The organism is Roseateles sp. UC29_93 (assembly GCF_042695725.1).
GTDB lineage: Bacteria > Pseudomonadota > Gammaproteobacteria > Burkholderiales > Burkholderiaceae_C > Roseateles > Roseateles noduli_A.
Map to the genome: position 1 here is coordinate 2,264,203 of NZ_CP170545.1, position 13,699 is coordinate 2,277,901.

At 70.2% G+C, this 13,699-nt stretch carries 15 protein-coding genes; 4 read left to right on the plus strand and 11 right to left on the minus strand.

The annotated features are described in order from the left end of the window. Positions 1–86: 86 nt before the first annotated feature. The 4 genes from ACFJIX_RS10535 to fusA form a co-directional block, all read right to left on the minus strand. A complete protein-coding gene (locus ACFJIX_RS10535; RefSeq protein WP_377159749.1) occupies positions 87–338 on the minus strand; it encodes a hypothetical protein in 252 nt (83 codons plus the stop codon). A gap of 66 nt (positions 339–404) precedes the next feature. Beyond that, on the minus strand, positions 405–590 hold the full coding sequence (locus ACFJIX_RS10540; protein WP_377159751.1) for a hypothetical protein: 186 nt from the start codon (positions 588–590) through the stop codon (positions 405–407). 252 nt (positions 591–842) lie between these two features. Beyond that, on the minus strand, positions 843–1,442 hold the full coding sequence (locus tag ACFJIX_RS10545) for a hypothetical protein (RefSeq protein WP_377159753.1): 600 nt from the start codon (positions 1,440–1,442) through the stop codon (positions 843–845). A 98-nt stretch (positions 1,443–1,540) separates the two neighbouring features. Further along, on the minus strand, positions 1,541–3,670 hold the full coding sequence (gene fusA, locus ACFJIX_RS10550) for an elongation factor G (RefSeq protein ID WP_377159755.1): 2,130 nt from the start codon (positions 3,668–3,670) through the stop codon (positions 1,541–1,543). Positions 3,671–3,924: 254 nt separating this feature from the next. Between fusA and ACFJIX_RS10555 the strand changes: the two genes are divergently transcribed. Continuing rightward, the gene (locus ACFJIX_RS10555) at positions 3,925–5,091 is read left to right on the plus strand and encodes a PQQ-dependent sugar dehydrogenase (RefSeq protein WP_377159757.1); all 1,167 of its coding nucleotides are present in this window, start codon (positions 3,925–3,927) and stop codon (positions 5,089–5,091) included. A gap of 39 nt (positions 5,092–5,130) precedes the next feature. Here the strand turns inward: ACFJIX_RS10555 and ACFJIX_RS10560 are convergent, their stop codons facing one another. Both ACFJIX_RS10560 and ACFJIX_RS10565 read right to left on the minus strand, forming a co-directional pair. Beyond that, positions 5,131–5,640, minus strand: coding sequence for a GNAT family N-acetyltransferase (locus ACFJIX_RS10560; protein ID WP_377159759.1), 510 nt, complete (start codon positions 5,638–5,640; stop codon positions 5,131–5,133). After that, positions 5,631–6,200 (minus strand): GNAT family N-acetyltransferase, encoded by a 570-nt coding sequence (locus ACFJIX_RS10565; RefSeq protein WP_377159761.1) that lies wholly within the window; start codon positions 6,198–6,200, stop codon positions 5,631–5,633. Before ACFJIX_RS10565 ends, ACFJIX_RS10560 begins: the two co-directional genes overlap by 10 nt. Before the next feature lie 58 nt (positions 6,201–6,258). Between ACFJIX_RS10565 and ACFJIX_RS10570 the strand changes: the two genes are divergently transcribed. After that, positions 6,259–7,047, plus strand: a complete 789-nt coding sequence (locus ACFJIX_RS10570; RefSeq protein WP_377159763.1) for a TetR/AcrR family transcriptional regulator — start codon at positions 6,259–6,261, stop codon at positions 7,045–7,047. Positions 7,048–7,121: 74 nt separating this feature from the next. Here ACFJIX_RS10570 and ACFJIX_RS10575 read toward each other — a convergent pair whose 3' ends face one another. Continuing rightward, complete coding sequence (locus ACFJIX_RS10575) at positions 7,122–7,754, minus strand: GNAT family N-acetyltransferase (RefSeq protein ID WP_377159765.1); 633 nt, start codon at positions 7,752–7,754, stop codon at positions 7,122–7,124. 251 nt (positions 7,755–8,005) lie between these two features. Beyond that, a complete protein-coding gene (locus ACFJIX_RS10580) occupies positions 8,006–9,187 on the minus strand; it encodes a GGDEF domain-containing protein (protein WP_377159767.1) in 1,182 nt (393 codons plus the stop codon). Between the two features lie 73 nt (positions 9,188–9,260). Here ACFJIX_RS10580 and ACFJIX_RS10585 point away from each other — a divergent pair, with 73 nt between their 5' ends. Beyond that, positions 9,261–10,322, plus strand: a complete 1,062-nt coding sequence (locus tag ACFJIX_RS10585; protein WP_377159769.1) for a lactonase family protein — start codon at positions 9,261–9,263, stop codon at positions 10,320–10,322. A gap of 31 nt (positions 10,323–10,353) precedes the next feature. Here the strand turns inward: ACFJIX_RS10585 and ftrA are convergent, their stop codons facing one another. Beyond that, positions 10,354–11,364 carry a transcriptional regulator FtrA gene (gene ftrA, locus ACFJIX_RS10590; RefSeq protein ID WP_377159771.1) on the minus strand — a complete coding sequence of 337 codons (1,011 nt, stop codon included), beginning with the start codon at positions 11,362–11,364 and terminating at the stop codon, positions 10,354–10,356. Between the two features lie 100 nt (positions 11,365–11,464). On the opposite strand from ftrA, the gene ACFJIX_RS10595 reads away from it, so the two are divergent. After that, a complete protein-coding gene (locus tag ACFJIX_RS10595; RefSeq protein ID WP_377159773.1) occupies positions 11,465–11,890 on the plus strand; it encodes a rhodanese-like domain-containing protein in 426 nt (141 codons plus the stop codon). A gap of 28 nt (positions 11,891–11,918) precedes the next feature. Here ACFJIX_RS10595 and ACFJIX_RS10600 read toward each other — a convergent pair whose 3' ends face one another. Both ACFJIX_RS10600 and ACFJIX_RS10605 read right to left on the minus strand, forming a co-directional pair. Next, a complete protein-coding gene (locus tag ACFJIX_RS10600) occupies positions 11,919–12,452 on the minus strand; it encodes a CreA family protein (RefSeq protein WP_377159775.1) in 534 nt (177 codons plus the stop codon). Then, entirely contained in the window at positions 12,445–13,635 is a 1,191-nt protein-coding gene (locus ACFJIX_RS10605) for an acyltransferase family protein (RefSeq protein WP_377159777.1), read from the minus strand. Before ACFJIX_RS10605 ends, ACFJIX_RS10600 begins: the two co-directional genes overlap by 8 nt. Between the last annotated feature and the right edge of the window lie 64 nt (positions 13,636–13,699).

Sequence of the window (13,699 nt, forward strand, 5' to 3'; positions counted from 1 at the left end):
CGGTGAACGTTGTTCATCGTATATCGGCTCGGCGCCGGCGAGCTTGATCCCCACCGCGGCCACGGCGACCGCGAGCCAGACCGGCATCACAGCCGTTGCACACCCGCGAGGGTGCCCTGCAGTTGGCCGTCGACGTAGATCCGGCCGGCGCCATCGGCATCGGCGTGGAACTCGAGCCCTTCGGCCGGTGCTTCCCGACGCGCCGCCGGAGCGACGTGCCAGGCCCAACTGATCAGGCGCCCGCCGGCGCTGAGCAGCAGGATCGCCAGCCAGCCCCGGAGGCTCTGCTGGCGGACCAGACCGTGCATGCGGCCTGGCATCAAGGTGATCTCTTGCATTTCTTGTCTCCCGGGGCGGCCTGCGCCGGACCGGGAGGACATCCCGTTCCGTCGGAGGCTACCCTTTCAAGGGCTGAAGTCGTCGTGCCGCTGAAGCGCGCGTTTCAGGGCCTGCTGTTCCTGCTGGCGGCGGCCGCCGGTGCCGGGGCCGTGACGGCCCGCGGAACGGCCGTGGCTCAGGGCCACGAAGGGATTGCGCGGCTTGCGCAGGGTCATTGCGAGACGCGGACGGGGAGTGGTGAACTGGGCCATGGCAGCCTCCTGTGATGACAGACGAAAGGGGACGGAAAGGGGTCGACAGCGTGAGCGCCTCGGTCCCGGAACGGCGCCAGACAGCGCGGCCGTTGCGGCGGGGGCTCAAAAGTTGCGCAGATGATAAACATCTGATTATCAAGCGCAAGAGCTTTTCATCAGACGTTGTCCCTGGGCGACGGGACGCGCCCAGGCTGGCGCCCACCGGGTCGGCGTGGCGTGTGCAGGATTGGGGCGTGCGGAAGAAGCGCGTCAGCGCTTCTTGGACTTCAGCGGTGCGATGCTCCGCTGCAGCTTGTGCCAGTCGTCGACGTCGGAGGCCGCTGGCGCAGCGGCCTTGGGCGCCGGCACTGGCGGCGCATTCGGCGCGGGTGGGGTGAGCACCTCGCCCAGCAGATCCAGCAGGCGCGTGCGCGCCCGTTGCGGATGGCGCCGGTAGTAGGTCAGCACCAGACCGACGATGAAGCGCTCGTCGTCGTCCTGCGGCAGGCTGGGGGAGTTGTCCGCCGCACCTGGCCGGCTTGCGCTTGATAAAGCCGTGTTGCTCTGCGAGGTACCGCCGGCCACCGGCGCGGCGGTGCCGAGCGGGCCGTGTTCCTGGTCCATCCAGCCGTTGGGCTTGTGGGTCAACTGTTCGAACTGGCGGGCCAGCCGCTCTCCGATCTGCCGCGAACGGCTCTTGATCTGGCTCCAGTAGCTGGGCTGGATCTGCAGGCGCTCGGCAAAACGGCGCTCAAGGCCGCGCAGGGCGGCGGCATCGGGATGTTTGATCGTCGCGGAGACAAACTCGTCGAACAAGCGCATCGCGTTGTCCAGGCGGATCTGCGCGACGTCTCGGTGGGCGGAACACATCCCCCAATGATAAAGCTTCGTTCACAAGCGCCCGGCCCCCACCCCGGGGCCAGCGCCGTGCCCATCGGCGTGGTAGCGCTACGGTGAGGGGAGCGGGGCTACTCCTCCTCCTTCAGGTGGTAGCCGGCCACCAACTGGGCCTGTGTATTGGGGGGCACCGCCTCGTAGTGGGACAGCACCATCGTGTAGCGCCCCTGGCCGCTCGTCATCGCGTTGAGCCGGTTCTGGTACGCGCTGAGCTCGGCCAGTGGCGCCAGCCCGTCGACGCCGATCAGTCCAGGCACGCTGCTGCGCGTCCCGAGTACCTGACCTCGCCGCGACGCCAGATCGCCGGTGATGTCGCCGGTCGCGTTCTCGGGCGCGCTGATCTCGACCTGCACGATCGGCTCCAGCACCACGGGTCGCGCTTCGCGGACCGCCGCGATCAGCGCCTTCTTGCTCGCCGTGATGAAGGCGATCTCCTTGGAGTCGACCGAATGGTGCTTGCCGTCGAAGACCGTCACCCGCAGGTCGACGACCGGATATCCGGCCACGACGCCCTGCGCCAGCGCCTGCCGCACGCCTTTCTCGACCGCCGGCATGAACTGGCCGGGGATCGTCCCGCCCTTGACCTCGTCGCGGAACTCGAAGCCTGCGCCGCGCTCCAGCGGCTCGATGCGCAGCCACACCTCGCCGAACTGCCCTGCGCCGCCGGTCTGCTTCTTATGGCGGTAATGCCCCTCGGCTTTCGCCGAGATCGTTTCGCGATACGCGATCCGTGGCGGTTGGGTCTGGACGTCGAACTTGTAGGTCTCCTTGAGTCGGTCCAGCAGCACCCGCAGGTGCAACTCTCCCAGTCCGTAGACGAGCGTCTCGCCGCCTTGCGGGCCGAGTCCCTCCTCCTGACCACCACGTTCCAGGCGCAGGCACGGGTCCTCCTCGACCAGGCGCGCCAGGACCTCCCACAGCCGCTGCTCGTCGCCATGCCGGCTGGGTCGGATCGCCACGCCGTGCACCGGCGTCGGCAATGCGATCGGCGCCAGGTGCAGATGCTCGTCTTCCTGCGCGTCGTGCAGCACCGCGTCGTAGTGCAACTCGTCGATCTTGGCCAGCGCGCACAGGTCGCCGGGCAGCGCCTGCTCGATCTCGACGTGCTCCTTGCCCTGCAGCATGAACAGATGGGCGACCCGCACCGCCTTGCGCGCGTGGCCGACGAACAGCTGGGCGTTCTTCCTCAGCGTGCCCTGATGGACGCGCAGCATCGCGAGCTTGCCGAGGTAGGGGTCGGACTGGATCTTGAAGACATGCGCGACGACGTGCTGCGCCGGATCCATCGCGACGATCAGCGGTTCCGCCTCGTCGCCTTCGCGTCGCATGAACTGCGGCGGGTTCGCCTCATAGGGGTTGGGCAGCAGCTTCTCGATCACGTCGAGCAGTTCCGCCACGCCCGCGCCGGTGCGCGCGGACACGAAGCACACGGGGATCAGGTGACCCTCGCGGAAGGCCTGCTCCAGCGGGGCATGCAGCTCGGTGGCGGGCACGTCGCCGTCGTTGAGGTAGCGGTCGACGAAGTCCGGATCGACCTCGACGACCTGCTCCACCAGCGCGCGATGCGCCGCCTCGACCGAGCCGAAGTCGCTCTCCCCGCTGCAGCCGAAGAAGCAGTCCTGCACCCGCGCGCCGCCCGCGGCGGGCAGGTTCAGCGGCAGGCACTCCCGCCCGAAGGCCGCTTGCAGCTGCCCGAGCAGCGCCTGCGCGTCGACACCCGGCGCATCGATCTTGTTGACGATGATCAGCCGCGTGAGGTCGCGCCCCGCCGCCGCGTCCATCATCCGTTGGACCATCAGCTCGAGGCCGTTCTGCGCGTTGATGACGACGGCGACCGTTTCCACCGCCTCGAGCGCCGGCAACGCCTGGCCGATGAAATCGGGCGCGCCCGGCGTGTCGAGCAGGTGGATGCGCAGGCCCTCGTGCGTGATGTGCATCTGCGAGGCCTGCAGCGAATGCAGCATCCGCCGCTCGAGTGGATCGTGGTCGCTGACCGTGCTGCCTTTCTCGATGCTGCCGGCGGTCTTGATGGCGCCAGCTTTCAACAGCAGGGCCTCGGCCAGCGTGGTCTTGCCGGCGCCGGCCGGGCCGGCCAGCACGAGGGTGCGGATCGCCGCGATGCCGGGATGCCGGGCCACCGCGGCGCCGCCTGGGCTGCCCGCGGGGGCGCCTTCCGTGTCGGGGGAGGGAGTGGGGGACATGGCTCGTTCCTCTCAGGCAAGAGTTGGACGTGGGTCTGGAGCCGGACTGCGGCCAGCGTAGAGGAAGCGCAGGGCCTGCACAAGCAGGGGCATCCGGGCCGGTTCCGGGCGCGCATGGTGATTGCCCGTGTCGCGGGAGCGTCCGGAGACGCCGATTTCATCCGCTTGCAACTCCGTTGCGAGCGCGGCCTAGACTGGCCGCCTTCACGGTGTCGTGACACCGGCACGAGCGGCAGGCAACAAGGAGAACGGACATGAGCGTGGCGGAATGGATGTCGACACTGGCCGTCGCGATGGCGGCCACGGCCTGCGGTGGCGGCGGCGGCGGGGATGACACCGCCGCGCCGACCCAGCCCGGCGGCGGCGCGGCGGCGCCTTCGATGCAGACGCTGAACAGCACGCTCGACCGTCCCTGGGGCCTGGCGCAGCTGCCGGACGGCCGGCTGCTGGTGACGCAGAAGGGCGGCACGATCGTGCGGCTGTCCGCGGCCGGCAAGACCGAGGCGACCGTCGCCGGCGTGCCCAAGGTGCTGGACAGCGGCCAGGGCGGGCTGCTGGGCATCACGATCGACCCGGACTTCGCGACCGCCGGCAGCAACTGGGTCTACTTCTCCTACTCGGAGCCGGGCACCGGCGCCGAGTCCGGCAAGGCCGGCACCTCGGTCGCGCGCGGCCGGCTGGAGGGCGACGCGCTCACCGGCGTGCAGGTGATCTTCCGCCAATCCCCCAAGGTCGACGGCACGGGGCACTACGGCTCACGGCTCGTCTTCGCGCGCGACAAGACGCTCTACATCACGACCGGCGAGCGCATGAAGGGCAGCCCGTCGCAGGACCTGCAGCAGACGCTGGGCAAGGTGATCCGCGTGAACCGCGACGGCAGCATCCCGGCGGACAACCCGAGCTTCGCGGCGGGCGCCAAGCCGGGCATCTGGAGCTACGGCCACCGCAACATCCAGGGCGCCGTGCTGCATCCGCAGACCGGCGAGCTGTGGATCACCGAGCACGGACCGCAAGGCGGCGACGAGGTCAACATCGCGCGCGCCGGCCAGAACTACGGCTGGCCGATCAAGAGCTACGGCTGCGACTACGGCTCGCCGGTCGGCGACGCCTGCCGCATCGGCGGCGGCACGCATGCGCCGACCTATGTCGAGCCGCTGACGACCTGGACGCCGATCTCGGTCGCGCCGGCCGGGCTCGTCTTCTACACGGGCAGCATGTTCCCGGAGTGGCGCGGGCAGTTGATCTCGGGCTCGCTGGCGGGCACCGCGCTGTGGCGCATCGCGCTGAACGGCGACACGGTGAGCGGCAAGGAGAAGATGTTCGGAGATCTCGGCGAACGCTTCCGCGACGTGATCCAGGCGCGCGATGGCGCACTGCTGACGGTGACCGATGGCGGCAAGCTGATGCGCTTGTCGCGTTGATGCGTTGAGGCGCTGATGCGCTGATGCGCTGACCAGCGCTCAGTCCAGCCGCTTCCAGTACAGCGCGGTGGCTTGCAGTTCGCCGCGTGGGTTGGCGGCGAAGCACGGAATCTCGCCGGTGCGCTGGAAGCCTTGCGACTGGTAGAAGGTCTCCGCGGCGGACTGGGCTTCCGTGTCCAGGGTCAGCAAGGTGAGGCCCGCGTCGCGCGCGGTCCGTTCCAGCGTGGCCATCAACTGGACGGCGAGGCCACGTCGCCGCGCGTCGCGGTGGACCATCAGCTTCATCACGTCCGCACGATGGCGCTGATTGGGTTTGCCGCAGATCGCCAGCTGCACCGTCCCGAGCACCCGGTCGCCTTCCCGCACGATCCACAGGCGATGGCGCGGTCCGAGCTGCTCGAACACGCCTTCCCAGTACTCGCGCATCTGCGCCTCGTCGACGTCCTCCAGGAACCCCAGCGAGCCGCCGCCATCGATGACGTCGAAGAACAGCTCGCCGAGCGCCGGCATCCAGTCGCGGTCGGTGCCGCGCAGTTCGATCAGATCCATGAGGCTTCCTTGTTCAAGGATGGGGCGGCAGCGTGGCGCAGCGGCTTGCCGAGGCACACCGCCTCCTCGCGGCCGACGTAGCTGCCGTAGTTGGGAATGTCGGAATAGCCGTGCCGCCGATAGAAGCGCAGCGCGCGCCCGTTGACGCGACGGGTCTCCAGCCACAACGCGCGATAACCCATGGCGAGGGCTTCCCGCTCCAGCGCGGCCAGCAGCGCGGCACCGACACCGCGGGTGCCGTCGCGGGCGAACATCCGCTTGAGCTCGGCCACCGGCGCCACGCCAGCCTGCGCGAGCGGGCGGATCGCGCCGCAGCCGAGGAGGGCGCCGTCGGCGCCTCGCGCAACCAGGAACACCGACCGCCCGGTCGGCATCGAGCCTGCTTCGAAACTGCTGGCGCCGGAGTCGCCGCTGAGCGATGCCAACCGTTGGTTGAGCTGATGCATCAGCAGCACCGCATCGGGGTGAGCGACGGAGACTGCCTCCACCACCGGCAAGGCGAAGGGTGCGTCGGCATGGTCAATCGCAGGGTTTTGTGGCATCGTCCAGTCTTCATTCAAACCGTTGATCAAATACTAACCAATGGTTAGCAAATCCACAAGTGGCAGCCGCGCGCCGATGCCGGACCCGCGTCCGAGCGGTCCGAAAGGCCTGCACAACACGTCGGGCGTCGTGCAGGACCGGCCGGATGGTTCGGCCGATGCGAGACCGCAGGCGAAGCCCCAGCCGCGCGTGCGACAGAAGGTGGCCAAGCCGGAAGGTCCACTCAAGCGTCAGGCGCAACGAAAGGCGTTGAACGAGGGCGACCTCGACGGCGAGGCCGCCCTGGGTCTCGGTGACGATGCGGATGTGCCGCAGACCGCCTCCCAGCAGCGGCGCGCCGCGCACAAGCTCGCGCTGGAGGCCGGGATCCTGGCCGCGGCGCGCGAGCTGTTTGCGGAGCGCGGCGCCGACGCGCTCACGCTGCGCGAAGTCGGCGCGGCGGTGGGCTACTCGCATGCGACGCTCTACAGCTTCTTCCACGACAAGGGGGAACTGCTCGCGCGCCTGGCCGAGGACAGCCTGCGCACGCTGCTCACGCGCTTGCAAGGCGCGGCGGACGGAGCCGCCTCAGGCGGCGAGGCCGCCGCCGTGGCGCGGGCCTTCGTGAACTGGGGGTTGCAGCACCCGCACGACTACCGGCTGCTGATGCTCGACACGCCGGTCGCCCTGCGCGAATCGCTGATCGCGGGCCTGGACGGATTGATCGCCCCCGCGGCGTTGCCGGTGCCGCGCGCCGCGGCGCTCTGGGCGGGGCTGCATGGCCTGGTGATGCTGGAGCAGGGCGGGCTCGCCGCGCTGGGCGGCGTTGCCACGCGAGCGAAGCGCATCGAAGCGCTGCTCGCGGGCCTGCTGGCAGGGCGCTGACGCACGCGCTGCCGGTCGGGCGCACGAGGACGCCGGGCGCCGGGCGCCGGCGTCCGTGCGCTGGCGCGGGAAGCTCAGACCAGATGCGGCAGGCGCTTGTAGTACAGCGCGGCGGCCTGCAGCTGGCCCTCGGCGCCGTGGCAGTGATCCGGGATCTGGCCGGCGCGCTGCCAGCCGAGATGCGCGAACACCGCTTCCGCCTGCGAGTCCGCGCAGGTCTCGAGTTGCAGCAGGAATCGGCCCTGCGTCGCCGCCGCGCACTCCAGGCGCGACATCAGCTGTCCGGCCACGCCGCGGCTGCGTTCCTGGCTGTGCACCATCAGCCGTTGGACTTCCCCACGGTGGTGCGCATTCGCCAGCGGGCACAGCGACAGCTGCACGGCGCCCAGCAGACGGCCCGGACCTTCCGATTCGCAGGCGATCCACAGCATGTGGTGCTGGCCCAGTCGCGCGAAGACACCGTGCCAGTAGTCCAGCGCCTGGTAGCGCGACAGCGGGGCCAGGAAGCCCAGCGTGGCGCCGAGGTGGACGTTGTCGATCAGCAGGTTCGTCAGGGCGGGCAGCCACTGCAGATCGCGAGAGGTCAGCTTGACGACCTCCATCGGCGCGCGTTGCAGGTGCTGCGACGCGGCGGCATCGCTGGCCAGCGGATTGAGGGCGCGAGGGGCTCGAGCGTGAACGGCCGTGGGACTGAGGGCGACATGCATGTGCGGGAACTCCAGGGCGAGGGTCTACGGCATCCCGACCGATCTCGTGGATCACGGCGGGACCTGGAAAACCCTGACGCAAACGTCATGCCAACCGGGCGTTGGCGCCTGTCGACTGGGCGATTGCCGCGCGGGCGGCATGGCGCGCGTGAACCGCGTCACATCGCAGGGCATCGGGGGGAGGTGGACGGGGGCCGATCGGACCTCGTCCCGACGCCGTCGTGCTCGCGGGGGCCGTGAGCGAGGGGGGCTCAGGCCGGAACGGCCACGCTGAGCTCGGCCTCGAGCCCCGGTTCGGCGCACAGGCGCCCCTTTCCCTGGCGTTTGGCGGCATAGAGCGCCGCTTCGGCGCGGTGCAGCAGGTCCTCGATGTTGCGGTCGCCGTTGCGCAGCTTGGCCCAGCCGGCGGAGTAGCCCAACGTGAAACCGAGCTCGCGCGGCGCGAGTTCGAGCAAGGCATCGCGCAACCGGCGGTCGAGCGCGGGCGGCCCCACCAGGTCGGAGCGCGCCATCAGCACGGCGAAGCGTTGGCCGTCGATGCGCGCGACGACGTCGCCCAGGCGCTTCTGCTCGTCCAGGCAGCGACCGAACAGCGCGATGGCCTGGTCGCCCTTGGCCTCGCCGTGCGTGGTGTTGATCGCCTTGCAGCCGTCGACGTCCATGACGAGCAGCATCAGCGGCTCGCTGTAGCGCCGGGCCATCGAGATCATGTCCACCGAACGCTGCTGGAACGCACGGCGGTTGGCCAACCCGGTGGACGCGTCGATCTGCGTGAGGCGGCGCAGCTCGGCCTCGCTCTCGCCGCGCCAGGCCACGAGGATCGCGACCGCGGCGGCCAGCACGCAGACGTTGGCAACGACGGCGAAGACCATGTTGAGCGGATGCGGGGCGTCGAAGCGGGGCAGGTTCGCGGTGTCGAAGCCGGCCAGGTAGGCCCGCGCCAGGTTGAGCACGGCCAGCAGGCCGAGGCTGACCGTGAACAGCAGCCGCCATCGCAGGTTGCCGACCGGGCCGCGCTTGACGGGCTGCATCAGGCTGGCGCCGAGCGCGAGCATCTGCAGGCCGATGCAGCCGTTGGACCAGGCCAGGCGCAGCGCATAGTTGTCCCAGCCGGCACCGTAGCCGACCATGACCAGCACCGGCATGCCGTACTGGAAAAGGCGGCCGAGCCGCCCCGGCAGCCAGCGGTCGGCGGCCATCCACAGCAGCGTGACGCTGAGGCTGAGCAGCCCGAGCGCGACGATCGACGTCAGGCGCGTGCCATCGGGCGGCAACAGCAACAACGCCCAACCGGTGGCCTGCGCGGCCGCGCTGAGCTGCGCGCGACGGGCGGCGATGCTGTCGCACCAGCCGAGCAGCAGCGGCAGCAGCAGCGCCAGCGCCAGGGACTGGATCAGCATCAGGCTGAACAGCGTCGGGACGTCGAAACGCATACGCGGCACCCGCCGGCGAGGACGGGCTGGAGCTGGTCATGACAGGACATTGTGGCCGTAAAGTCGCGCTCCGATGACCCCTGCCACCCCCACGATTTCCTCGGCCCCGTTCGAGGGCTTGCCCTTCGCCTATGCAGGCGGTTATGCGCCGCCATGTGCCGGCATCCACGCGCTGGTGCGCGATGCCGAGGGGCATGTCCGGACGCGCCTCGCGGCGGCGCTGCCGGGCAGTCCGACCTGGCTGCACCTCGCCGAAGGCGGAAGGCATCTGCATGCGCTGCTGGAAGATGGCCACGAGCTGGCGAGCTTCGACGTCGACCCGGAGGACGGGACGTTGACCCTGCTGTCCCGACACGCGACCGGCGGGACCTTGCCGGTGCACCTGGCACTCGATGCGCAGGCGCGCCATGCATGGATCGCGCATTACGGCGACGGCACACTGCGCCGCGCGGCGATCGGCGCGGATGGCGCGCTGCGGGCACCCGAGCGGGTCGTCATGCCGCGAGTCGGTGTCGACCCCGTCGCCGATGCGCATGCGCACATGATTCGCCACCATCCGCGATGGCCGCTGATGCTGGGAAGCGACCTCGGGCGCGACCTGCTGCGGGTGTGGCGGCTCGAGGGGCCCGCCGCAGACCCGCTCGAACTCGACGGCCTGACGCTGCCGACGGGCTCAGGTCCGCGCCACTTCGTCTTCCATCCCCAGGACGACGGACAGGTCTATCTGCTCAACGAGCAGGCCAACGCGCTCGACTGGCTGGGCCTGGACGGGGAGGGCCGTTTGACGCATCGACTTCGGCTCAGCAGCCTGCCCGAAGGATTCGAAGGCCTGAGCTACGCCTCGGACCTGCTCGTCGCGCCGGATGGTCGTCGGCTCTTCGCGCTGAACCGGCTGCACGACGCGATCGCCGTCTTCGACCTCGACGACCAGGGGCGGCCGTCATGGCGCGGCGAGACCTGGGCGCAAGGCAGCTATCCGCGCAGCGCGACCTTCAGTCCGGACGGCCGGGAGCTGTGGGTCTGCCTGCAGCGCAGTCATCAGGTCTGCGTGTTCCGGCTCGACGGCCAGGAACTGCCGCGCTTCGACGGCCGCTTCATCGCCATGCCAGGCGCGGCCTGCGTCGTGTTCCGCTGAGCGGGTGGACGGGCGACGACCGGGCGTCCGTTCAGCCGAATTGCCGCCGATAGCGTGAGGGCGCCGGCAGGCCCATCAGCCGGAAGTGCCGGCGCATCGACTCTGGCGAGCCCAGTCCGGCGAGGTCCGCGACGGCCTCGACATCGAGCGCGTCACGGGTCTCGAGCAGCTCCTTCGCGATGGCGACGCGCTCGCGGGTCAGCCACTCGAGCGGCGCGAGCCCGGTGGCGTCCTTGAAGCGGCGCTGCAGCGTGCGGGCGCTCATCGCGGCGTGGCGGGCCATCGACGCGACGGTGTGTGCCTCGCGCGGATGCGCGCGCAACCAGTCCTGCAGCACGGCGATGGGGCTGGATTCATCCGAAGGCATCGGCCTTGGCACGAACTGGGCCTGGCCGCCCTCGCGGTGTGGCGACATCACCAGCCGCTGCGCCACGGCGTTGGCGACACGCGGACCGTGATCGCGGCGCACGAGGTGCATGAGCATGTCGAGCCCGGCGGCGGATCCCGCCGACGTGACCAGTTCGCCCTCGTCGACGTAGAGCGCGGACCGGTCGACGTCGATCAACGGGAACTCCTGCGCGAGCCGCTCGGCATAGCGCCAGTGCGTGGTCGCGCGCCTGCCGTCGAGCAACCCCGCATGCGCGAGCACGAAGACGCCGGAGCAGATCGTGCACAGCCGCGCGCCGCGCGCGTGGGCGGCGCGCACGGCCTTGAGCAGCGCCTCGGGCGGCCGCTCCGCGGCATCGCGCCAGCCGGGGATGACGATGGTGTCGGCGCGGCGCAGCATCGCCAGCGTGTGCGGCGCTTCGACACGGACACCGCCGGTGCCGCGCAGCGGCCCGGGCTCCGCGGCGCAGATCGCATGCCGGTACCAGGCGACGCCCAGCTCCGGACGCTCGAGCGCGAAGAGTTCGACCGCGCAGCCGAACTCGAACATGCAGAGCCGGTCGTACGCCAGGATCGCGACGAGATGCGGCTTGTCCACGGCGGAGGCAGCGGCGGAACGACGGGCGGCACGGGCGGCGGTAGGCGGACGGGGCATGGCGCGATCTTACCGATTGGCGTCGTTCCGGCCACTCGTCCGAAGCGAGGCGCTTCGCGACACTGGCTGCCGTCGATCCACTCCGTTGAAGGAATCCCCGATGAGCTCGAACATCGCTGCCGTCCCCGCCGCCCCGAGCGCCCAGGCGCTTGCCCACTTCGAGCAGGCGTTCGCCTTCGAGACCGACTGCTGGGACGTGCACGACGCGTTCACGCGTGGCGTCGAGGACTTCGTGCTGCTCGACGTCCGCAGCCACGAGCTCTTCGCCCGCGGTCACGTGCCCGGCGCCGTGAGCCTGCCGCACGGCAAGATCACCGAGGGCAAGATGGCCGCCTACCCGATGGACACGCTCTTCGTCGTCTACTGCGCCGGCCCGCACTGCAACGGCGCGCACCGCGGCGCGATCCGGCTCGCGAAGCTCGGCCGACCGGTGAAGCTGATGATCGGCGGGCTGACGGGGTGGATCGACGAGGGGTTCGAGGTCGCACGCGGCGCAGTGCCGACCGTCGCCGGTGCCGACCGGTGACGCTCTTGGCTGAGGCTGACCGGCGTCGTCACTTCACCGGAATCACCGTCCCCCGATCCACCGGCACGGCCGTCACGCTGTTCTGCGGCGAGCCTTCGATCACCCGGTCCGAGTAGGTCAGGTAGACCAGCGTGTTGCGTTTCGGGTCGACCATGCGGACGACGCGCAGCCGCTTGAACACCAGCGAGGAGCGTTCCGAGAACACCTCCTCCTGCTTGGGCAGCGGCTTGGGGAAGCTGATCGGGCCGACCGCGCGGCAGGCGATCGAGGCCTCCGACTTGTCCTCGGCCAGGCCGAGGCCGCCCTTGATGCCGCCGGTCCTCGCGCGCGAGACGTAGCAGGTCACGCCGTTCACGGCGGGATCGTCGTAGGCATCGACGACGATCTTGTGGTTCGGGCCGATGAACTTGAACACCGTGCTCACTTCGCCGATCTCTTCGGCGCTGGCGGCGACACACGCCGAGGCGACGAGCGCGAGCACGGCGGCACCGGCGGACAGGACCGCCGCGCGGCGCGGGCTGCGGACAGGGCGGGTGGGGCTGGAAGGACGAGGGCTACGCATGCTGGGGACTCCTTGGATCCGCCGTTGTAGCACGCTGTGTGTCGACGAATTGCGAAGGGATCCAACGGTCCCGCAGGCGCATGAACGGCGACTCCACCCACCGGTACAGCAGCCATCCGCCGAGCAGGCAGGCCGCCGCGATCACCGGCACGGTCCATCCCGACGCCCGCATGAGTCCGAGCGCCGCCAGCGGCTTCACGAGCGCGAAGGCGATCGGCTTGTGCGTCAGATACAGCGCATACGACCAGCGTGCCAGCGCGTTCGCACCCGGGACCTGCGCGCGTGCCAGCGGCCCGCGCGGTGCGAGGGCGGCCAGCACCGTCAGGCCGAAACTCCAGGCCAGCGCGCTGTAGCCCCAGCTGCTCATGGCATGGCCGTAACCGTAGCCATCGATGTAGTAGAAGTGCAGCATCAAGGTCAGCATGCCGAGGCTCGCCGCCGCGCCGATCGCGAGCAGCGTCTTCGCGCGCCGCATCAGCGCCGACCAGAGATCCGCGTGGCCATGCTTCAGCAACGCGATCGCGACACCGGGCAGGAACTCGTCCAGTCGCGCGAGGCTGCCGTAGTACAGGTGCGGGTAGTAGCCGAGCGACGGGTCCTGCGTCCCGTACAGGCGCCACAGGTGATCGCGCCAGAGGATCGCCGCGAGGGTCAGCACGCCGATCAGCGACCACGCCAGCGCGCGGCGGTGCCGCTCCAGCGCGGCCCCCAGCATCAGTGCCGCGGGCAGCACCAGGTAGAACTGCTCCTCGATGCACAGTGACCAGGCGTGCGAGAACGCCGTGCCCGGCGTCAGCGCGATGTTCTGCGTGAAGGTGAGGAAGCGCCACAGTGGCGGCGGCTCGCGTCCGCCCATCACCTGCGGGAGCAGCCAGTAGAGCGCGAGCACCACATAGAAGTTGGGCAGCGTGCGCAGCAGGCGCCGCCCGTAGAAGCGCGGCAGCGAGAGCTGCCCGCCGCGCGTCATCCCACCCATCAACTGGTTGGCGATCAGGTAGCCGCTCAGCACGAAGAACAGGTCGACGCCCGCCCAGCCGATGCCGCTCAGCCAGCCGAAGGTCGGCGTGCCGCTCACGAAGACCTGGTAGTGGTACGCGAAGACCAGCAGGATGGCGGCGGCGCGCAGCGTGTCCAGGCCGTGCTGGCGCGGCGAACCCATGGCGGGCAGGGAAGGGGATGACATGAGCGGGGGGGCGGCCTCGAGGCCGTGTCGTAGGAGCGGCGGCGATTCTCGGCGCGCTGCCCGA